Origin of the sequence: Acinetobacter sp. WU_MDCI_Abxd143 (assembly GCF_025514195.1) — a bacterium.
Lineage (GTDB): Bacteria > Pseudomonadota > Gammaproteobacteria > Pseudomonadales > Moraxellaceae > Acinetobacter > Acinetobacter pittii_H.
The window spans coordinates 96,142-115,608 of sequence record NZ_JAHPTH010000006.1 but is presented as its reverse complement, the minus strand read 5'-3'; the positions used below and the strand labels follow the sequence as shown (position 1 = coordinate 115,608).

The 19,467-nt window shown below is 39.1% G+C and carries 22 protein-coding genes; 13 read left to right on the top strand and 9 right to left on the bottom strand.

Features of this window, described 5'->3' with window-relative positions:
- The first annotated feature begins 1 nt into the window (after position 1).
- The 6 genes from KTI79_RS12770 (at position 2) to rplS (ending at position 3,259) form a co-directional block, all read left to right on the top strand.
- Positions 2 to 484 carry a type IV pilin protein gene (locus KTI79_RS12770; RefSeq protein ID WP_086265004.1) on the top strand — a complete coding sequence of 161 codons (483 nt, stop codon included), beginning with the start codon at positions 2 to 4 and terminating at the stop codon, positions 482 to 484.
- Positions 481 to 906 (top strand): type IV pilin protein, encoded by a 426-nt coding sequence (locus KTI79_RS12765; protein ID WP_086265003.1) that lies wholly within the window; start codon positions 481 to 483, stop codon positions 904 to 906. Before KTI79_RS12770 ends, KTI79_RS12765 begins: the two co-directional genes overlap by 4 nt.
- 147 nt (positions 907 to 1,053) lie before the next feature.
- Entirely contained in the window at positions 1,054 to 1,305 is a 252-nt protein-coding gene (rpsP, locus tag KTI79_RS12760) for a 30S ribosomal protein S16 (protein WP_000260334.1), read from the top strand.
- A 19-nt stretch (positions 1,306 to 1,324) separates the two neighbouring features.
- Positions 1,325 to 1,873 carry a ribosome maturation factor RimM gene (gene rimM / locus KTI79_RS12755; protein ID WP_002116736.1) on the top strand — a complete coding sequence of 183 codons (549 nt, stop codon included), beginning with the start codon at positions 1,325 to 1,327 and terminating at the stop codon, positions 1,871 to 1,873.
- 42 nt (positions 1,874 to 1,915) lie between these two features.
- Complete coding sequence (gene trmD, locus KTI79_RS12750; RefSeq protein ID WP_086265002.1) at positions 1,916 to 2,671, top strand: tRNA (guanosine(37)-N1)-methyltransferase TrmD; 756 nt, start codon at positions 1,916 to 1,918, stop codon at positions 2,669 to 2,671.
- A gap of 219 nt (positions 2,672 to 2,890) precedes the next feature.
- Positions 2,891 to 3,259, top strand: a complete 369-nt coding sequence (gene rplS, locus KTI79_RS12745; protein WP_002116654.1) for a 50S ribosomal protein L19 — start codon at positions 2,891 to 2,893, stop codon at positions 3,257 to 3,259.
- Positions 3,260 to 3,308: 49 nt separating this feature from the next.
- Here rplS and KTI79_RS12740 read toward each other — a convergent pair whose 3' ends face one another.
- Entirely contained in the window at positions 3,309 to 4,250 is a 942-nt protein-coding gene (locus KTI79_RS12740; protein ID WP_081325856.1) for a lipase family alpha/beta hydrolase, read from the bottom strand.
- A gap of 115 nt (positions 4,251 to 4,365) precedes the next feature.
- A complete protein-coding gene (locus KTI79_RS12735) occupies positions 4,366 to 5,397 on the bottom strand; it encodes a lipase secretion chaperone (RefSeq protein ID WP_086265001.1) in 1,032 nt (343 codons plus the stop codon).
- 153 nt (positions 5,398 to 5,550) lie between these two features.
- Between KTI79_RS12735 and truB the strand changes: the two genes are divergently transcribed.
- From truB to KTI79_RS12720, 3 genes are all read left to right on the top strand, one after another.
- Positions 5,551 to 6,456, top strand: a complete 906-nt coding sequence (gene truB / locus KTI79_RS12730) for a tRNA pseudouridine(55) synthase TruB (protein ID WP_032004865.1) — start codon at positions 5,551 to 5,553, stop codon at positions 6,454 to 6,456.
- Between the two features lie 19 nt (positions 6,457 to 6,475).
- Complete coding sequence (locus KTI79_RS12725; protein WP_081404667.1) at positions 6,476 to 7,252, top strand: sulfite exporter TauE/SafE family protein; 777 nt, start codon at positions 6,476 to 6,478, stop codon at positions 7,250 to 7,252.
- 211 nt (positions 7,253 to 7,463) lie between these two features.
- Positions 7,464 to 7,907, top strand: coding sequence for a hemerythrin domain-containing protein (locus tag KTI79_RS12720; protein ID WP_086265000.1), 444 nt, complete (start codon positions 7,464 to 7,466; stop codon positions 7,905 to 7,907).
- Between the two features lie 7 nt (positions 7,908 to 7,914).
- Here the strand turns inward: KTI79_RS12720 and KTI79_RS12715 are convergent, their stop codons facing one another.
- From KTI79_RS12715 to serA, 3 genes are all read right to left on the bottom strand, one after another.
- Positions 7,915 to 8,778, bottom strand: coding sequence for an EamA family transporter (locus KTI79_RS12715; RefSeq protein ID WP_005067148.1), 864 nt, complete (start codon positions 8,776 to 8,778; stop codon positions 7,915 to 7,917).
- A gap of 90 nt (positions 8,779 to 8,868) precedes the next feature.
- Complete coding sequence (locus KTI79_RS12710; protein WP_086264999.1) at positions 8,869 to 9,753, bottom strand: EamA family transporter; 885 nt, start codon at positions 9,751 to 9,753, stop codon at positions 8,869 to 8,871.
- A 98-nt stretch (positions 9,754 to 9,851) separates the two neighbouring features.
- Positions 9,852 to 11,084: a phosphoglycerate dehydrogenase gene (serA, locus tag KTI79_RS12705; RefSeq protein ID WP_002116919.1), complete on the bottom strand. Its 1,233-nt coding sequence runs from the start codon at positions 11,082 to 11,084 to the stop codon at positions 9,852 to 9,854.
- Between the two features lie 378 nt (positions 11,085 to 11,462).
- Here serA and KTI79_RS12700 point away from each other — a divergent pair, with 378 nt between their 5' ends.
- Together KTI79_RS12700 and KTI79_RS12695 are read left to right on the top strand one after the other, a co-directional pair.
- Positions 11,463 to 12,872, top strand: a complete 1,410-nt coding sequence (locus KTI79_RS12700) for an FAD-binding oxidoreductase (protein ID WP_002116692.1) — start codon at positions 11,463 to 11,465, stop codon at positions 12,870 to 12,872.
- A gap of 94 nt (positions 12,873 to 12,966) precedes the next feature.
- Entirely contained in the window at positions 12,967 to 13,335 is a 369-nt protein-coding gene (locus tag KTI79_RS12695; RefSeq protein ID WP_017400479.1) for a hypothetical protein, read from the top strand.
- Positions 13,336 to 13,380: 45 nt separating this feature from the next.
- Here KTI79_RS12695 and KTI79_RS12690 read toward each other — a convergent pair whose 3' ends face one another.
- Positions 13,381 to 13,695 carry a putative quinol monooxygenase gene (locus KTI79_RS12690; RefSeq protein ID WP_032004859.1) on the bottom strand — a complete coding sequence of 105 codons (315 nt, stop codon included), beginning with the start codon at positions 13,693 to 13,695 and terminating at the stop codon, positions 13,381 to 13,383.
- A 13-nt stretch (positions 13,696 to 13,708) separates the two neighbouring features.
- Positions 13,709 to 14,296, bottom strand: a complete 588-nt coding sequence (locus tag KTI79_RS12685; RefSeq protein WP_017481707.1) for an NAD(P)H-dependent oxidoreductase — start codon at positions 14,294 to 14,296, stop codon at positions 13,709 to 13,711.
- A 237-nt stretch (positions 14,297 to 14,533) separates the two neighbouring features.
- On the opposite strand from KTI79_RS12685, the gene KTI79_RS12680 reads away from it, so the two are divergent.
- The gene (locus KTI79_RS12680; protein ID WP_086264998.1) at positions 14,534 to 14,902 is read left to right on the top strand and encodes a hypothetical protein; all 369 of its coding nucleotides are present in this window, start codon (positions 14,534 to 14,536) and stop codon (positions 14,900 to 14,902) included.
- A 368-nt stretch (positions 14,903 to 15,270) separates the two neighbouring features.
- Positions 15,271 to 16,500 carry an MFS transporter gene (locus KTI79_RS12675; RefSeq protein ID WP_068563916.1) on the top strand — a complete coding sequence of 410 codons (1,230 nt, stop codon included), beginning with the start codon at positions 15,271 to 15,273 and terminating at the stop codon, positions 16,498 to 16,500.
- 40 nt (positions 16,501 to 16,540) lie between these two features.
- Here KTI79_RS12675 and yccS read toward each other — a convergent pair whose 3' ends face one another.
- Positions 16,541 to 18,691 (bottom strand): YccS family putative transporter, encoded by a 2,151-nt coding sequence (gene yccS, locus KTI79_RS12670; protein WP_086264997.1) that lies wholly within the window; start codon positions 18,689 to 18,691, stop codon positions 16,541 to 16,543.
- 203 nt (positions 18,692 to 18,894) lie between these two features.
- On the bottom strand, positions 18,895 to 19,464 hold the full coding sequence (gene sodC, locus KTI79_RS12665; RefSeq protein WP_086265011.1) for a superoxide dismutase family protein: 570 nt from the start codon (positions 19,462 to 19,464) through the stop codon (positions 18,895 to 18,897).
- Positions 19,465 to 19,467 lie beyond the last annotated feature (3 nt).

Sequence of the window (19,467 nt, the reverse complement as noted above, 5' to 3'; positions counted from 1 at the left end):
TATGAATAAATACTATATCCAGCGGTTTAATCAGGGTGTTACCTTGATTGAACTCATGGTTGTCATCATGATTGTCGCTATTTTTGCTTCGATTGCTATCCCTTCATATCAAAGTTATAGCCGCAGAGCGACTGCCTCTGCTGCTAAAGGTGAAATTCTAAAATTGGCAGAACAGTTGGAACGACATAAATCCAAGAACTTTACCTATAGAGGATTTACGACCACATCTGTAACGTTACCACGGAGTGGTTATACAATTGAAATTAGTGATGATACGACGACAGGAAATTTATTGACGAATGCTGCTGCAAATGGGCAAACATGGGTCATTAAAGCGACAACTACAGATTCAAGAAACTTTAATTTTATTGCTAAGAATTCAGGTTTGCGTTGCCAAAGTTTAACAGCTACGGCTGTTGATAATGACTGTGGTGGAACAGTCACTTGCAATGTATGTGAAACAAATAGTGAGAATTGGCAATGAAGAATGGTTTTACCTTAATAGAACTCATGATTGTAGTAGCAATAATTGCAATTTTAGCAGCTATAGCGACACCTTCGTATTTGCAGTATTTACGCAAAGGACATCGTACAGCTGTTCAATCTGAAATGATGAATATTGCCCAAACATTAGAATCAGAAAAAGTAGTTCACAATCGTTATCCGTCGAATGCGACGATTACTTCGATTTATGGGTCTAGTGTCAGCCCTCAACAAGGCCAAGCCTTATATAACTTAGCTTTTGCTAGCATAACTGATTCAAGCTGGGTGTTAACTGCTACACCTATTGCTACTAGTTCTCAAGCTGGTGATGGGATCATTTGTCTTAATGATCAAGGGCAAAAATTTTGGGCAAAAGGTGCAACGAATTGTGCGTTATCTGCCGCATCAAATTGGCTACAGTAATTTTAAATTCAAAACTGCGGATAACTCAAAAAATAATCTTTCTTTCAGGGCGAAAATCACGTAGAATGTCGCCCTCTATGAAAGGGGTTTGAAGTGTTGCCGATGGTCGGCGCAGGGATAATCCGTAAGAATTATAAGGCTTTTATCATGGTTGTTATTCGTTTAGCACGTGGCGGCGCAAAAAAACGTCCATTCTATCAAATCGTTGTGACTGACAGCCGCAATGCACGTGATGGTCGTTTCATCGAGCGTATCGGTTTCTTTAACCCGACTGCACAAGGTCAAGCAGAAAAACTTCGTTTAGACGCAGACCGTTTTGCTCACTGGGTTTCTCAAGGTGCTCAACCTTCTGAACGTGTTGCTTCTTTAGCTGCTCAAGCTAAAAAAGCTACTGCATAATTTTTGTAGTAGGTAGCCCATGACATCAACACAGAATGTTCCCGAAGATCGTATTCAGATTGGACAGTTACGTTCAGCTTATGGATTGAATGGGTGGCTCTGGGTGTATTCAAATACAGAACCTATGAGCAACATGTTTGACTACCTGCCTTGGTACATTGAGACCAAGGCCGGTTGGCAAACAATAGATGTAAAACGTTGGAAACCACATGGCAAAGGCCTAGTTGTTGCGTTGAAAGGTGTGAGTGATCGCACTGGAGCGGAAAGCTTGGTTGGCGCTAATATCTGGATTGCTAAGTCTCAACTGCCAAAAGCAGATGTAGATGAGTACTACTGGTCAGATTTAAAAGGCTTAACTGTGTTAGGTCTTGATGAAGAAGAACAGGAAGTAAACTTAGGGAAAATTCATGAGTTGTTTGAAACTGGAGCTAATGATGTGATGGTGGTGCATGCTACCCCTGACAGCATTGATTCAGAAGAGCGCATGATTCCTTGGCATAAAGATGTAGTACAACGTGTTGATCTTGAAGCTGGTCGTATTTACGTCAATTGGGGCGTAGATTATTAATCCCTTTAGGATTAATACAGCAGGAAAATAGAGGAGTCTGTAATGTTTTTTGCAGTCATTACGCTTTTTCCTGAAATGTTTGAAGCGATTACAGCCTACGGCATCAGCGGACGTGCGGCAAAACGAGATATTGTACAAGTCACTTGTATTAATCCTCGTGATTTTGCTGAGGGAAACTACAGAAGAGTGGATGAACGTCCATTTGGTGGTGGCCCCGGTATGGTGATGATGGCTGAGCCTTTGGCGAAAGCAATTTCATATGCCAAACAGCTTGCCTCACAAGCAGGACATGTTAATGTCCCTGTGGTGTATATGTCCCCACAAGGCAAAACCTTAAATGAACAGGCAGTAAAGCAGTTTGTCGATTATGACGGCTTAATCGTACTGTGTGGACGTTATGAGGGAGTAGATGAACGTTTGATCCAGCATTATGTTGACCAAGAATGGTCAATTGGTGATTATGTTTTATCTGGTGGTGAACTGCCCGCTATGGTGTTACTTGACAGTATTATTCGCCGTTTGCCGAATGTAATGTCAGATGAACAATCAGCAGTACAAGATTCTTTTGTTGACGGTCTTTTAGATTGTCCGCAATATACAAAGCCTGACCATTTTGAAGGGCTGGATGTGCCAGAGGTATTAAAATCTGGACATCATGGCAATATTGAAAAATGGCGTTTTTTGCAGCGATATCAAAGAACTCTAGAGCGCCGACCAGAGTTGGTTGAAAACGTAGAGTTGACTAAGCAGCAAAAAAAATGGCTAAAAGATACGCAAGTGAATAACGGTAACTCTTAATCGTTATTCTCAAGAACGAAAGTTCTGCAACAAGACGAGAAGCAATGCTTCGAGTTAAAGCATAATTCTATTTAATGAATAGTTTTATGTAAATTTAAAGGCTCTTTATAGACATATTGTCGTAAAGGGAAAGATAAACGGGTTGATATGCGCTTTAGCCTCTATCCCCAGCGGAAATTCAGACCTCTTCTGACTCCGCACATATTGGAGATTCCCACAATGAGTGGTAAACATCCTTTAGTTCAAGCTGTTGAAAATGCACAGTTAAAATCTGATATCCCTGCTTTTGCTCCTGGTGACACTGTCATCGTTCAAGTAAAAGTAAAAGAGGGTGACCGTGAACGTCTTCAAGCATTTGAAGGTGTTGTAATCGCTAAGAAAAACCGTGGTTTGAACTCTGCGTTCACAGTACGTAAAATTTCTAGCGGTGTTGGTGTTGAGCGTGTATTCCAAACTCACTCACCAGTTGTTGCTAAAATCGAAGTGAAACGTCGTGGTGACGTTCGTCGTGCTAAACTTTACTACCTTCGTGACTTGTCTGGTAAAGCTGCACGTATTCGTGAAAAATTACCAGCTCGTAAAGCGTAAGCTTATAGCGAGTAAAAAAATGCGCCTTTTGGCGCATTTTTTTTAAAAACTATAGTCCTTGAAGTTTCAGACGATTTGCATGTTGACGGTAAACCGAGACAGGATCGGAAGCAAAAATAGAACGTATACCAAGCACTTGGTTCACTTCATCTAAATGATTCCAGTTGTAATCATCACGAATTGTTTTACCAAATTTGGCACTGCATCGGGAAACAAGTCCATCATTATCACCAAATGGATCGACCACTAAACTGCTACCTGTAAGAGCAATATCAAATGGATCTAATGGATTGGTCAGCGCTTTATTCCCTGAGAAAGAATACATATAAATGCCTTTCTCTTGATATGTCCCTTCACCACAAGAAGTAGTTGGTACACCCATAGGGAACTGAGCATTAAATTGAGCTGAACCTTGAGTTGATAAGCTATGAGCACCTGCTAAAGAGTCGTGAGGATAGCTTGTTGGGTCTAGTCCTCCTGCCCAAGTAATTGCTGCTGAAAACCAGTTTACTAACGTTGCTATTCCAGACAGAGGAGTACCCTCAACTTTCAGTATAACATCTGCCATTGGTGATCCCTTATGAGGTGCACCTATCGTGGTGAGTGAGGCAACTTTCTCTGGCATGATGCCGGCCACATAACGAATTGTCGGGCCCCCATGGCTATGACCGATCAAGTTGACTTTAGGCTTACCGGTAATAGCAATGATCTCTTCTACTTGCTGGGCAAGTTGTTCACCACGCACTTCTGTTGAGTTAAAAGGTGACACTCTGGTTGCCCAGACATTTCCTCCATTACGAGCAAGATCCGGAAGAATTTGGTACCAGTAATCGAGACCAAGTGTATCTGTCCCAACTCGGTTAAAACCTGCCATACCGTGGTTAAAAACCAGTGGATATTTGGTTTGTGCGTAAGATGAATAGACGAACGAGTTTTTAACTTGTTCAGCATTGGTGGCATGGGCCGCTGAAATACTCAATCCTGAGAGCATTGCAGCGCAAAAAAACGTTAACTTCCTTTTCATTTTTTACTCACTATTTTTATTTTGTATGAAAAGCAGCTTCTTACTGCTAGTGCTTGTTTAGCCAGTCCCTAATAGGAAAGACTTAATAATTAAATGGCAGTTCACCTCCCTGATCATGGACCGTTTCAAAAGTTCGAAGTCTTAATTGTTCTTGTGCTGAATTAAATTGTTGTTGCCGTAATTGTTGTATGGCTTGATTTTTAGCACTATCACTCATATTGCTTTTAATAATTTCATCTCGTCCACTTAGGTAGCTTGTGACCCTCTGCTGCCAAGCACTACGCTGCGTATCTAAAGTTTCTAGCCTTTGAGTTGCTTCAGCTCCGACGAGTGCTGTACGCATTTGTCTAAGCTCTTCTGCTGAACCATGACGAGCTTTAATTTGTTTGGTCAGTGTATGTAAGTCATCGAGTTTAGAAAGTTCTTGTAGGTTTTGTTGCCAGTTTTCTGGTAGCTGTTCAAAGCGTTCTTTAAGCTTTTGAGCCTTTTCAATTTCGTTTAAAGAAGAGTCCTCAAGTATTTGCATACGATCTAGCGTGTAGTTCTGATAGATATCTTCATTTGAGAAGAGCCCTTCAATTTCAGCGGCCGAAAAGAAACGTTTTCTTAGATCTTGAATTGAATTAAAGATTTTTTGAAAGTAATTTTTATCTTGTTGTTTTGACGAGGGCGTTTGGATTTGAGCAAGCTGTTCACGATATTTTAAGTAGCGACCCCATAAATCCAGAATCTGTGAGCGAGCTGGCTCTAAATATTTTCCCTGAATAAATTGTCCAAAGTGATTTTTAATTTGCTCTAAATCATTTTCTCCATATTGGGTAATAAAATATTCAAAGCAGTCACGAGTTTGACTGTTAACAACCAAATGTTGGGAACTATCAATTTTTAACTGACAGTTAACTTCAGTATCTTGCTGACTTTTACTATGGTAAGCATCTGCATTTAGCGATGAATGATTTGTAGGTGGAATAGATGCTAAGCTTTTAGCTTCGTTCTGATTTAGTTGAGTCGATGTATTTTTTGATTCTGGGCTTAGCCAATATACACATGCAATGAGGCCCAAAATAAAAAATCCGAGCACGCACCACAATACCTTCTTCTGCATCCCTTGCATAAAGATATCTTCCTTAAGTTTTAATTTGTTGTTTTTTTACTCGATCATTAATGTGCCATAAAATAAGTGAAAAGGCACCTAAATATTGTGAAAATATCTTGCCGAATTTGCTAACATGTCGGCACTTTTTTCTAGCTTTGTGTTCCAGTAAAAATGACGACAAAAAATCAAAAAATTTCTCGTCGCCATATCAGTGGTGTATTTCTATTAAATAAACCATTAGGCTTAAGTTCAAATGCGGCTTTGCAAAAAGTGCGTTGGTTATATCGCGCCCAAAAAGCAGGCCATACTGGAGCGTTAGACCCCTTGGCGACAGGTTTGCTCCCGATTTGTTTGGGAGAGGCGACCAAGTTCTCACATTATTTGCTGGACTCAACAAAGCGTTATCAAACCACTGTTCGATTGGGACAGACCACTACAACAGGTGATGTGGAAGGGGAGATTTTACAAGAGCGTCCTATTCCGGTGCTTAACCAAGAACTTATTGAACAAACCTTAGAGAAATTTAGAGGAGATATTCAACAAGTTCCACCCATGTATTCGGCTTTGAAAAAAGAAGGTAAGCCGTTATATGAGTTGGCGAGAAAAGGTATAGAGATTGAGCGTGAAGCGCGTCCAGTCACGATTTATGCTTTAGAGCTTATTGAGTTTACCGAAAATAGTATCACTCTGGATGTAACCTGCTCTAAAGGTACATACATCCGTGTACTAGGTGAAGATATTGGTGAAGCACTTGGTTGTGGTGGACATTTAACGATGCTAAATCGGACTCAAACAGGACATTTTGAGCTTATACCGAGTTATACCATTGAATATCTGGAAAGTTTAACAGAAGAGCAAAGAGAAGCTTTGCTACTTCCAGTTTATGCACCAGTTGACCATTTCCTAAAAATTCAAGTTCCGGAAGGGCGTGAAAAATATTTTTGCAACGGTTTAGAAAGCAATATTGAGCATTCAGCAGAAGCAGAAGTTTTGGTGTTTTCAGGTGAGCGCTGTTTAGGCTTAGCCGAGATTACCGATAAAAAACGGTTGGTACCTAAGCGTATCTTAAATTTGTAGTAGATGTAGAGTATAGAGCATGGGCATGGAATGGGATGTTATCCTTAGTTTGATCTTTTTTGCGTTTACTGCAGGAGCAATTGATGCTGCTGTAGGCGGCGGTGGACTCATCCAGATTCCCGGGATCATGAGCACTTTTCCTAACATGTCGACTGCTACGGTGATTGGTACCAATAAAGTCTCATCCATTTTTGGTACTGCATCGGCGGCTTATACATTTGCTAAAAAAGTAAAGTTGCAATGGAAGCTTCTAGCAGTTATTGCCATTTGTGCCTTGATTAGTTCTTTTGCCGGCGCGGCATGCTTATCACTTATTCCTCAATCGGTATTGCGTCCTTTCGTTTTCGTAATGTTGATTGTGATTGCGATTTATACCCTAGTTAAAAAGAACTTCGGTCAAGTTCATACCGAGCAAAAAATTACCACGAAAATGTTAATTTTAGCTGCTATTGGTAGTTTGGCGATTGGTTTTTACGACGGTATTTTTGGGCCGGGTACTGGCAGTTTCTTTATTTTCTTCTTTATCCGTTTTTTACAAGTTGATTTCTTGCATGCTTCAGCTTTGTCAAAAATCGGTAATTTTATGACTAACTTAGCTGCGCTGAGTTTTCTCATCCCAACTGGTCACGCTATTTTACATATTGGTTTAATGATGGCAGCGGCTAACGTACTTGGTTCTATTGTTGGGGTACGTACCGCGCTTAAGTACGGTAGTGGTTTTGTGCGTATTATCTTTTTAATCTTGGTGAGTATTCTGATTTGCCGTTTGGGCTATCAAATGTTTGTTACGGGTTAAATAAGATTGAAAGTATGAGCTGTCCCTAAAATGCAGTTCATACTTTTATGTATCATTTAAAGCTAGAAATATAAAAATCATTACAGAAATTTACTAGAAAGAAAACTGTGTAAAAAATAGTCTCATTTTAAGCTACTTAAACTTTATAAATTTCAACGTATGATAAACCTTGAAATAAAAAAGATTTTTTAGCTAAAAAATGAGGAAGAGAATGAATATTTTCGAAGTATTAAGAGAAAGCCATGAAAATCAACGTAACCTTTCTGAACAACTTATTCAGACACATGGTTTAACTGAAGAAAGAAAAGAACTATTTGATGCATTAAAAAATGAACTTTATGCCCATTCAGTTGCCGAAGATCGTTATTTATATATTCCTTTAATGTTTGACGATGTCGGTTTAGATATTACGAGACATGCTTTATCTGAGCATCACGAAATGGATGAGTTGGTTGAGCAGCTCGAAAAAACCGATATGAGTAGCCCAAGCTGGTTAGCAACTGCCAAACAGTTGAGTGAAAAAGTCCATCATCATTTAAAAGAAGAAGAACATAAATTTTTCCAGCAAGCTGGAAAAATTCTTAAAGACAGCGAAAAAGAAACGCTGGGTAATAAATATTTAAAGGAATATAAAAAGTATAAAAAGCAGCAGTAGATTAAACCTACGCAGCTTTTTTAGTACTTCTTAAAGTAACACCAATAGAGGCCAGCATTACGCAAGCCAAAGCCACCCATTGCAGCATGCTGATTTCTTCGTGAAGTAATAAGAAACCCGTTAATGCTGCCAATGCTGGTGCTAAACTCGTTAGAGTCCCATAAGTTAATTTATTAAGTTGTTTGAGAGCCATTAAGTCGAGTGCATATGGAATTGCCGTTGCTAATACCGCAATAAGTAAGGCTTTACCCCAGTACTGTGTTTCAAGTAATGCAGGAGCATTGTGCCAGATTCCAATTGGCAATAAGGCAAGTGCAGATACACCGATCCCAATCGTTAATGCATGCATCCCGATATTTTGGGTCACAACTTTATGACCGAAATAGATATAGAAGGCCCAGCAAAGTCCGGCACCTAGCGCACATGCTGCACCTACATACGAGAAATGGTGTTGAATGGGGTTTTGCCAAGGTACCATGAGTGCAATGCCTAACATGGCCAGTGCTACCCAAATGTAGTCGCTCTTTTGTTTAATAGAAAGAAGCGCAAGACCCAATGGACCAATAAACTCTAATCCAACAGCAATACCTTGGGGTAGTTTTCCAAGTGAGGTATAAAATAGGATATTCATTAAGCCTAAAGAAGCGCAGTACATCAATAAATCACGCCATTTTAAATAGGGTAAGCGTGACCAGATTTTCCAAGATCGGAACATAATTGCGACAATAACCGTTGCAAAACTCAGCCTTAAAACTGTAACGGTGAGAGGGTCTAATGTTGCAATGAGCTGTTTGGCAAATGAAGCGCTGATTTGATATGAGACCATAGACAAAATCATATACAGCACAGCAATAATTGGAAGATTTTGCATGGAAAATACTCTAGCGCTTCATCTGATGTCTAAAAATAATGGTGGACAATTATAACGAATACTATGTTTTAGCTGGCAGATTTCATTAAATTAACTTGCTGCTTTTTCACGTTCTTGGCGAGCTTTTTGGGTGGTTACGGTACAACCAACAGAGGCAGTGATAATGGTTGCAAGTGCTAGCCATTGATTCCATAAAAGATATTCACCCAAGAAGATAAATCCAGATAGTGCTGCAACTGCGGGCTCTAGGCTCATCAATGTTCCAAAGCTTAAAGGTGTCAAATTGCGCAGTGCTAACATTTCTAAAGAGAATGGGAGAGCACTGGCTAAAATGGCCAAACCAATAAAATAAAAAAGATAGGGAAGTTCAATCACTTGACCAATCGAGCCTGAAAAAAAGGTAATGGGTAATAAGATGCATGCACCTACACTCATTCCTAAACACACCGTATGATTACCAGAAATACCAGAAGGTTTCTGCCCGGCAATAATGTAAAGTGCCCAACAAGACCCTGCACTAATTGCAAATAAAACGCCGATCCAATCTAAACTATGTGCTTGATTAAAAGGGAAAAGTAAAATCAGCCCAATAATTGCGAAGCTGACCCAAACGAAATCATATTTTTGACGTGCGTGATATAACGCCACACTTAAAGGGCCAATAAATTCAAAAGCAACCGCAATTCCAATCGGTAAACGTTCGATCGACAGATAAAATAAGGCGTTCATACCTGCAAGCGCAAATCCATAAGCTAAGATTGCTTTCCAGCGAACCTGACTAAAATTAATTCGCCAAATTTGAAAAATAATCGCAAGAATAATTGCACCTAAACATAGGCGCATTGCTGAAACAGTCAGTACAGGAAAGTTCTGAAACAGAATTTTAGCTAAAGATGCACTGCTTTGTACGCTTAGCATAGCGAGGATGAGAAAACCCAAAGCATGTAGCTGAGATTTCTGGCTTAGAGTGGACATTTTATTATTTGATCGATTGGTATACTTTTCACATGATAATGTAAATGCCCATAAAAAAGCCACAGACAATGCTGTGGCTTTTGAATTTACAGTTCGTATTAGAACAATACGCGCACGCGAATTGTACCTTCAACTTCATGCAACATATCTAAAGCTTCTTGAGAAGCAGAAGCGTCAACATCCATGACGAGGTAACCGATGTCACCTTTAGTCATAAGTGACTGACCAGAAATGTTGATGCCTTGTTCAGCAAACAAGTTGTTGATTTTAGACAATACACCTGGCACGTTTTTGTGGATGTGCAATAAACGGTGTTGACCAGCTGTCAATGGTAATGCGATTTCCGGGAAGTTCACCGCAGAAAGTGTCATACCTTTGTCAGAGTAAGCAACAAATTTCTCTGCAACTTCTAAACCAATGTTTGCTTGCGCTTCCATGGTTGAACCACCAACGTGAGGAGTTAAAATCACGTTGTCTAAGCCGCGAAGTGGAGATTGGAATTCTTCACCATTTGCTTTTGGTTCTTTCGGGAATACGTCAACCGCTGCACCAGCAATATGACCAGACTTGATTGCATCAGCTAAATCTTCAATCACTACACATGTACCACGCGCAGCATTTAAGAAGATCGCGCCTTCTTTCATTTTCGCAAATTGTTCTTTAGTGAAGAAGTTACGTGTAGACGGAACATCTGGCACATGCAACGTTACAACATCTGCAGTTGCTAAAAGTTCATCTAGAGAACCAACTTGGCGAGCATTACCCATTGGTAATTTGGTTACTGCATCATAATAAATAACATGCATGCCCATGCTTTCAGCAAGAACTGAAAGTTGAGAACCGATGGAACCGTAACCCACAATACCTAAAGTTTTGCCACGAGTTTCAAAAGAACCGACAGCAGACTTGTCCCAACCACCACGATGACAAGCCGCCGATTTTTCTGGAACACGGCGAAGAAGAAGAATTGTTTCAGCAAGTACAAGCTCTGCAACCGAACGCGTATTTGAATACGGTGCGTTGAATACAGGAATACCACGTGCCATTGCTGCTTTAAGATCAACTTGGTTTGTTCCGATACAGAAACAGCCTACAGCGATCAATTTATTTGCAGCTTCGAAAACTTCTTCAGTCAATTGGGTACGCGAACGAATACCAATAAAGTGAGCATCTTTAATTGCTTCTTTAAGTGCTTCGCCTTCAAGAGCAGTTTTACGATAGTCAATATTGGTGTAACCCGCAGCGTTTAAAGTATCGACTGCGTTTTGGTGAACGCCTTCTAACAAAAGGAAACGGATTTTATCTTTAGGTAGTGAAAGATGTTGGCTCATTACGGCTCCGCTACAAAGGCCAAATTTGGTGGCGGTATAATAACATACTGGGCAGCGCTATAGATATTTCGTTTATACCATCGCCTTATGGCAATTTTATCTATGTCTAATCACTTCTGTTTATGGCTTGTCGAGCATTTTAAAATATGCTTGGTAGGGGGATAAATGTGATTTTTCTATGAAAGCCCTATAGAAAGCATTTATTTACGTTAAACATGTTTTGTAGTGACAGTATCTCTATTCTGAACTTTATCGCTTGCGCGGATACATGTAGAATATAGGAGTTCCTTGAACATTATGGCTTTGCTCAGGTGAGAACCTTGAGAATTATGAGGTCATAGTCCCACCACAGTTTACTTCTTGCTAGGTCTGCAAACGATGAATGCTCCAGTCGCTTTAACACCTGAGTTACTCACCCAATTAACAGCAATTGTCGGTGAAAACCGTATTAAAACTGATGCTGATAGTCTCGAAAACTGGGGTAAAGATCATACCAAGCATTTTAATCCGAACCCATCGGTCATCGTTTTTCCTTCAACGACTGAACAAGTTCAGGCGGTTGTTAAGCTTGCGAACCAGTTTAATGTTGCGATTACACCGTCAGGTGGTCGTACTGGTCTCTCTGCTGGTGCGGTAGCAACCAATGGTGAAATTGTCATTAGCATGGACAAAATGAACCAAATTCTTGAGTTCTTCCCAGCAGACCGTATGGTTCGAGTGCAAGCTGGTGTTGTGACTGAGCAATTGCAGAATTATGCAGAAGAACAAGGCATGTATTATCCAGTGGACTTTGCATCCGCAGGTTCTAGCCAGATTGGCGGTAATATCGGAACAAATGCCGGCGGTATTAAAGTCATTAAATATGGTATGACACGTAACTGGGTACTTGGCTTAACCGTAGTGACTGGTAAAGGTGACATCCTGCGTTTAAACAAAGGCATGGTTAAAAATGCAACTGGTTATGCATTACAGCATTTGTTTATTGGTGGTGAGGGTACATTAGGTTTAGTGACCGAAGCTGAAATTAAACTTGAGCGTCAACCACAAAACTTACAAGTTTTAGTTTTAGGTGTTCCTGATTTTGATGCGGTAATGCCTGTATTACATGCATTCCAAAAAGACATCGACTTAACTGCATTTGAGTTCTTTGGTGAACTTGCAATGCAAAAAGTTTTAGATCATGGACATGTACAACGCCCATTTGAAACACAATGCCCGTTCTATGTATTACTTGAGTTTGAAGCACCATATGAGCCGATTCTCGATAAAGCAATGGAAATTTTCGAGCATTGTATGGAGCAGGGTTGGGTACTTGATGGTGTAATGAGCCAGAGCCTTGACCAAGTAGAAAGCTTATGGCGTTTACGCGAAGATATTTCTGAATCAATCGCACCATTTATTCCATATAAAAATGATATCTCAGTATTAATTACTCACGTACCTGCATTTATTCGTGAAATTGACGCGATTGTTCAAGAAAACTATCCAGATTTTGAAATTTGCTGGTTTGGCCATATTGGTGACGGTAACTTGCACTTAAATATTTTAAAACCTGAAAACTTAACCAAAGATGAGTTCTTTGCGAAATGTCAGGTGGTTAATAAATATGTGTTTGATACTGTTAAAAAATACGACGGTTCAATCTCTGCTGAACATGGTGTAGGCATGACGAAAAAGCCATATTTGGAATATTCACGTTCGCCTGAAGAAATTGAATATATGAAAGCTTTGAAAAAAGTATTTGACCCGAATGGTTTGATGAACCCAGGTAAATTGTTTGATCTTTAAATTATATCTATTTTGTAGGACTACATAGTTTCTACAGAGTAACCGACAAAGCCATAGCATCATAAAGCTATGGCTTTTATTTTGGGTGATAAAAATGCAACGTTTATTTTTAATTTCAGCGCTTTGTGCTGGGCTTTTCACTGGGTGTGCGACGACCAGTAAATTAATTCCTTTTGTGGGTTCGGAAACTCCGATGCAACAAGTACTTAAAGCCCAGCCTGAGATCGTAAAAGAGCATAACAATACCTCAGTTCAGCAAGTATTTAACCGAGTAGAATCTCCAACAGTTTCCCGTATTACCGTTATCCAAACAGGTTTAATGGATGATTCTGTTTCTGCAATCCGAACAGAATATTCATTTAAGCTGGTTGATGAAAAGTGGCAATTGCAAAATAAGCAAAAGAGCTATCAATGCGCGAGAGGGAAAGGGTCTAGAGGTTTTCAAACTCAGCTTTGCTCTTAAAAATAAAAAAGACGATAAATATATCGTCTTTTTTTATAGTCTAAATTATACGCCGCTTTCTAAAATTTTAATTTTGACGTCAACGACATCATCTTTGACTGCTTCATGATGCGCTTGCATATGAGGCGTCGCTAAATGCGCTTCAAGATGGGCAACACTTTCCCATTTTTCCAACATCACAATAATGTCTGGGTCTTTGTTTTGGAAGCTTGCATTTGAGATGTGGTCAACTAAAGGTTCATAACCATGGCAACCATCTTCTGCTAAAACAGTTGGAATGATTTTTTGAAAGGCATCCAATACGTTCTGGCGATGCTGTCCACCCGATTTAGTACGAATTTCCGCAATAATGGTTAGCATGGATTTCTCCTTATTAGGCTGCTGCAAATACAGTATTTAAGTGTGCTTTATATTCTTCAACATAACTATCAACGTCAGGCATTTTAATCACGTCATTTACAATAAATGTCGGAAGGGTGCTCATGCCTAAGAACTGATTGGCTTTATGAAATGGTAAATAAACGCCATCTACACCTACGCCGTGGAAGAATTGATCTGTATCTTCAAATGCTTCCATTGGAGCATTCCAAGTCAATGACAGCATATATTTTTTGTCATGAATTAAACCACCTGAACCATATTTTTTTGAGGCATCAGAACGGCTACGCCCATCACTTGCATAAAGTGAACCATGACCAGTGGTAAAGACATCATCAATGTACTTTTTGACCGTCCAAGGTGCGCCCATCCACCAGCCTGGCATTTGATAAATAACAACATCTGCCCATAAGTATTTTTCAACTTCACTTTCAGCATCATAATTGCTGTCTGCACGGGTGACTTGAACTTCGTGGCCGAGTTCCGTGAGATGTGTCGTTGCAAGGGTGGTTAATGTGTCATTTAATTCACCGTTTGAGTGGGCAAATTGTTTAGCACCATTAATCACTAAAATCTTACTCATGGAGGTTGCTCTCATTAAATTCCTGTATTTGACGCATACTCTATGAGATTTACTGTTGTAGAAAAATGCATGAATAGGAAAAATATTGTTGATAAAAAATCAATAATTATTATTGGATTTCTATTTAAAATTAATCTATCTAATTAATATCAATAAATTTATGCCTATTTACAAAGCTCAAAAGGAAAAAGTGGCCTATTATCTTTAGCATTAATTTTGAGTAAATAGAGGGGAAGAGTGATGAAAAAGAATGGTTTGTTGATTATTTTCAGCCTAAGTATATTAACTGCTTGTGCTCCACCTCAAAATTCTTCTGCTCAACTCGCTGATAGTCCTATACAGGCTGTATTGCTCGATCAACCTGATCTTTTAAATAATGCAAGCAATTTAGATATTTCACAGCAAATGAATGCTTCGGATGATCCTTCCAATGCGCAAGTTACTATTTTGCAAACAGAGCCTAGTCCAGATGCTGTGTCGAAAACACGTACTGAATATTTATTAAAAAGAGATCAGCAAATCTGGAAAATTGTGAATAAAAAGCAAAGCTATCAATGTACAAAAGGAGAGGAAACTACAGATTTTCAAGTTAATCCTTGCCCATGATGCTTAATTTTTCATCGAATATGTGGATAACTTTGAGTTTGTGCACAACCACAATTTGCATGCCTTTTTGTGCAAAAAACTGAAATTTAAGCTTCTTAAAATTGCATGATTGCTGATCAATTTAAAAAGTGCTATTGTTGCGCTCGGCAATTGTGCCAATTGGTAAAAATTACCGAATCTCACGTCATATATTTTTTCTCGTTTTAGACACCTTGTGAATACGGTGTTTCACACTCTAAACATGCACTCTCACGGCATATAAAAACTTAACTAAAGATTGATTGACCATACATGTCATCGTCATGACTACATCTTATTTTATAGGTAGTCCTACAGACATATGGCCGCTATTTTGAAGTGTACAACTCATGAAAAATATTCAAACGACAACGTTGAACCGTACAACGTTGATGTTTCCTTTGGCCTTAGTGCTATTTGAATTTGCGGTTTATATTGGTAATGACCTGATTCAGCCCGCCATGTTGGCAATTACTGAGGACTTTGGTGTAAGTGCAACTTGGGCACCGTCTTCGATGTCATTTTATTTGTTAGGTGGCGCATCTGTCGCATGGTTACTTGGTCCTTTGTCGGACCGTCTCGGACGTAAAAAAGTACTATTAGCAGGAGTTTTATTCTTTGCTCTATGCTGTTTTTTAATTTTACTTACGACGCAAATCGAGCAATTTCTAGCTTTAAGATTTTTGCAGGGAATTGGCTTAACCGTAATTTCAGCAGTTGGATATGCGGCTATTCAAGAAAGTTTTGCTGAACGTGATGCGATTAAAGTCATGGCACTCATGGCCAATATCTCATTGCTTGCGCCCTTGCTAGGACCTGTACTTGGCGCTTTCTTAATTGATTATGTGTCATGGCACTGGGGCTTTGTCGCCATCGCTGTATTGGCATTACTCAGTTGGATCGGGTTGAAAAAACAGATGCCGAGCCAGCAAGTCAGTGTAACCAAGCAACCTTTTAGTTATCTTTTTGATGATTTTAAAAAGGTGTTTACCAACCGCCGTTTTTTAGGTTTAAGCCTTGCATTACCTTTAGTGGGTATGCCTTTAATGCTATGGATTGCTTTGTCTCCAATCATTTTAGTAGATGAGTTAAAACTCACCAGTGTGCAATATGGCTTAGCTCAATTCCCTGTGTTTTTGGGTTTGATTGTAGGCAACATTGTCTTAATCAAAATTATTGATCGTTTGTCCTTAGGTAAAACCGTCATGATGGGTTTACCGATTATGCTCACTGGTACACTTATTTTAATATTAGGTGTGGTGTGGCAAACCTATCTCATACCTTGTTTGCTTACAGGCATGACATTGATTTGTTTTGGTGAGGGGATTAGTTTCTCGGTCTTGTATCGTTTTGCACTCATGTCATCTGAGGTCTCAAAAGGAACTGTTGCAGCAGCAGTTTCAATGTTACTGATGATGAGTTTCTTTGCAATGATTGAGCTTGTACGTTATCTCTATACACAATTTCATTTATGGGCTTTTGCATTGTCTGCATTTACCTTTATTGCTCTTTGGTTTAGCCAACCGCGAAGTGCTTTGAAGCAGGAAATGCAAGAAAGACTGCAACAAGGCAACAATTAAATAAAAAATACCGGAAGTGATATTCCGGTATTTTTTTATTCTACTTAATCTCTTGTTCTAAAAGTTTGTCTTTAAGTGTTAATAGTTCTGGTAAGGTTTCTAGCAATAAACTGATTTGTTTTAACACGAGTGTGTAATTCTCTGAAAAGTGCTCATGAGTAGTTAGGCTTTGAATTTGTGCTAAGGTCTGCTCAAGGAAATTGAAATCAATATAAGCTGGATCAAAGAAGCTCTGTTTAAGAATTTGCTGACAATCCAGTAAGAGTTGTAATACCTGTTGATCATCAATTTTTTGTCGTTGGCTTCCTAACGCTGCTACGTAACTCAGTTGACTGTGACTATAAACCAAATAACGGAAAGCATAATGGATGAGTTGAGGGTTCGGGTTGGGTTCAGCGCTTAGGCTCGAAATCATGTTGGATAGCTCAATTTGAGCGTTATGCGCAGCACGACGAATTCGGCGGTACTCTATATCCTGATTTTTGCCATATTGATATTGCTCAACAATCACATTGAAATAATCTAAGGTCGCTTTGCTGCTTTTATTAATATTGTTGGGGATGTTCCGGAAGTTCCAATCGGGCCAAATAAAGTTTACGGCAAGCCATGCAATAAAGCAGCCTAATAAGGTATCTATCAGTCGAGGCAAAATAATACTGTAGCCAGCGCCTTTTAAGTTGAAAATTAATAGCACCATAAGGGTAGCCATGAGCGTAGCCAAAGCATATTTCTTTTGACGTAAGTAAAAAAAGCAGACTCCACAAATAATTGTAATGATGAGCTGGCCTTCAATACTCGGTACAAAATATAAAATAGGTATTCCTAATAAAACACCGAGTAAGGTACCAATCGTTCTTAATTTAAGACGACTTTTAGTCGCAAAATAAGTAATCTGACAGACAAACAAACTGGTGAGTAAAATCCAGTAACCATGCTGCGCAAAGGGTAACAGTGAAATTGCATAACCTGCGGCGAAAACCACAGCAATTCGTATGGCATGCCTAAACAGCGCTGACTGTGGCGTAAGTTGTTGCCGAAGTTTTAAGATAAGATCTGAAAATCCTTGAATATCATCATCAAGTAAATTTAAGTGTTCTTGTCTTGTTTGAGTGTTATTTTCAGGAACAGGTTGGGCATATTGCAGTTGTTCAAACTGTTCATGCATTCCTTTTAAATTATCAAAAATAAGTTTTAAATTTTTAACTTCAAAATTTTGTGGATGTTGTTGTATCCAATCTTTTAAAGAACTTTCCAAATGTCCCAATACTTTCTGACTTTCTTGCGAAGGCTGATATGGCTGGTTATATAAAATACATTGAGCTAAGTCTTGGCATGCTTGTGCTTGTAGGCGCAGATTTTTTTGGAAACGGAAAATAAGATCACTACGGCTAAAATTCTGTTGAATATGTTCGTAATGTAAATAATTTGAAGTGGCTTGCTCGTGAATATCTCGTGCGAAAAAATATAGGTTTAGCCAATAGATGCTTTTATTACTGACTCTGGAAGCTTTAAGCCGAGTAAGTAGTGAACTGCGTATTTGATTGAGGCTTTGGGCAACTTGCGTATTTTGTAGCGATAATTCATATAAAAGCTGTTCAACATTCTCTTTATTGTCCGGATCAAACAAACGAGCTTTTGCTTGTAGTAGAACAGAAATTTCTTTAAAAATTTGTGAGAGCTTATCTTGTAAGGGGAGTGTCGGTTTAATAATAAAAAATAAAATAGAAGTTAAACCGTACCAGAGAGCACCATAAACAAAATAAGTAGGTTGTTGATACCAATGTGTATATTCGCCTAAACCGAACATACTATAAATAGAGAGCAAAATAGTGCCAAAAGAAATCGTGGCATAACGTTGCCCTAAGGCGCCTAGTAAAATAAAAAAAGCGCTTGAGATAGAGAGATATAAAATAAAGAAAATTTTGTAAGGTGCTAAAAAGCCGAGAATGCTACTGACTGTAAAAAAGAGCAGGCAGACATAAACCAAGTTGCGTAATCGAATACTTAAACGATCATCAAAGTCTGTTAATGCTGCTGCAATTGCGCCTAAGGTCACGGGAACAATAAGTTGATTATAGCCCAGCCACAGCAAACCTAAAGTTGTGCCAGTGAGTACAATCAGAATTTGCAGGCAATAAATTAAAATAGAGTTTGTCTTAAAGCTATTAAATATTTGGGTCAGATAATTCACGGCTTTTGTTCTAAATTAGAGAATACGTGAGAAAGCAGTATGTAACTTTAAATTTTTATTACTTCAAAAATATTATTCTTTTTATCTACAAAAGTCAGTCATTTTTTAAGATTTTATTAGACTTAAACCAAGGTGTAACGATCAATAAATTAACAAAATTGTGGATATCTTTTTAGATACCCACAATTTGAAAAACACATAAATTATTTAATCACACCACACGCAATTCGTGCTCCGCCACCGCCAAGAGGTTGAGGTGAGTCTGAATAATTGTCGCCACCAGCGTGGATCATAATAGCTCGACCTTGAATATCAGCAAGTTTCAATCGAGGGGCGATTACGGCAGTTGTTGCAACACCTGTATTATCGACAACTAAAACAGGTAGATCGCCTAAATGGCCAGTGGTTGGAGTACCATGATGAGGGGCTTGGTTCGGGTTATAGTGGCTACCCGCAGCTAAAGCAGCGCCAGGTTTTCCATCTTTTACAGCAGGTGCACAAGAAGCGTTTTCATGAATATGGAAACCACGAGTACCACTTGGTAAGTCAGCAAGAGCAGGGGTAATAATTAAACCTTTGTCGCTATCTTGAAGGCTAATCGTACCTATTTTTTTGCCAATACCGTTAGCTGTCACTTCATTTACGTCGACCACTTTTTTAGTATGCATTGAGGTTAATGCTTGAGCTGTGTCAGATACAGTTTTAGTTACCGAACTACAGCCAACGGTAAAAAGGGCTGTAAGCACACAAACTGCGCTAATTTTATTAAACATCTG

Coding starts and splice junctions, on each gene's coding strand:
- KTI79_RS12710 (WP_086264999.1), bottom strand. CDS start 9,753: ATGTCCACTCTAAGCCAGAAATCTCAGCTACATGCTTTGGGTTTTCTC.
- truB (WP_032004865.1), top strand. CDS start 5,551: ATGACGACAAAAAATCAAAAAATTTCTCGTCGCCATATCAGTGGTGTA.
- rpsP (WP_000260334.1), top strand. CDS start 1,054: ATGGTTGTTATTCGTTTAGCACGTGGCGGCGCAAAAAAACGTCCATTC.
- serA (WP_002116919.1), bottom strand. CDS start 11,084: ATGAGCCAACATCTTTCACTACCTAAAGATAAAATCCGTTTCCTTTTG.
- KTI79_RS12690 (WP_032004859.1), bottom strand. CDS start 13,695: ATGCTAACCATTATTGCGGAAATTCGTACTAAATCGGGTGGACAGCAT.
- trmD (WP_086265002.1), top strand. CDS start 1,916: ATGTTTTTTGCAGTCATTACGCTTTTTCCTGAAATGTTTGAAGCGATT.
- KTI79_RS12740 (WP_081325856.1), bottom strand. CDS start 4,250: ATGCTCTCAGGATTGAGTATTTCAGCGGCCCATGCCACCAATGCTGAA.
- rplS (WP_002116654.1), top strand. CDS start 2,891: ATGAGTGGTAAACATCCTTTAGTTCAAGCTGTTGAAAATGCACAGTTA.
- sodC (WP_086265011.1), bottom strand. CDS start 19,464: ATGTTTAATAAAATTAGCGCAGTTTGTGTGCTTACAGCCCTTTTTACC.
- KTI79_RS12720 (WP_086265000.1), top strand. CDS start 7,464: ATGAATATTTTCGAAGTATTAAGAGAAAGCCATGAAAATCAACGTAAC.
- KTI79_RS12735 (WP_086265001.1), bottom strand. CDS start 5,397: ATGCAAGGGATGCAGAAGAAGGTATTGTGGTGCGTGCTCGGATTTTTT.
- KTI79_RS12685 (WP_017481707.1), bottom strand. CDS start 14,296: ATGAGTAAGATTTTAGTGATTAATGGTGCTAAACAATTTGCCCACTCA.
- KTI79_RS12695 (WP_017400479.1), top strand. CDS start 12,967: ATGCAACGTTTATTTTTAATTTCAGCGCTTTGTGCTGGGCTTTTCACT.
- KTI79_RS12675 (WP_068563916.1), top strand. CDS start 15,271: ATGAAAAATATTCAAACGACAACGTTGAACCGTACAACGTTGATGTTT.
- rimM (WP_002116736.1), top strand. CDS start 1,325: ATGACATCAACACAGAATGTTCCCGAAGATCGTATTCAGATTGGACAG.
- KTI79_RS12700 (WP_002116692.1), top strand. CDS start 11,463: ATGAATGCTCCAGTCGCTTTAACACCTGAGTTACTCACCCAATTAACA.
- KTI79_RS12765 (WP_086265003.1), top strand. CDS start 481: ATGAAGAATGGTTTTACCTTAATAGAACTCATGATTGTAGTAGCAATA.
- KTI79_RS12725 (WP_081404667.1), top strand. CDS start 6,476: ATGGGCATGGAATGGGATGTTATCCTTAGTTTGATCTTTTTTGCGTTT.
- KTI79_RS12770 (WP_086265004.1), top strand. CDS start 2: ATGAATAAATACTATATCCAGCGGTTTAATCAGGGTGTTACCTTGATT.
- KTI79_RS12715 (WP_005067148.1), bottom strand. CDS start 8,778: ATGCAAAATCTTCCAATTATTGCTGTGCTGTATATGATTTTGTCTATG.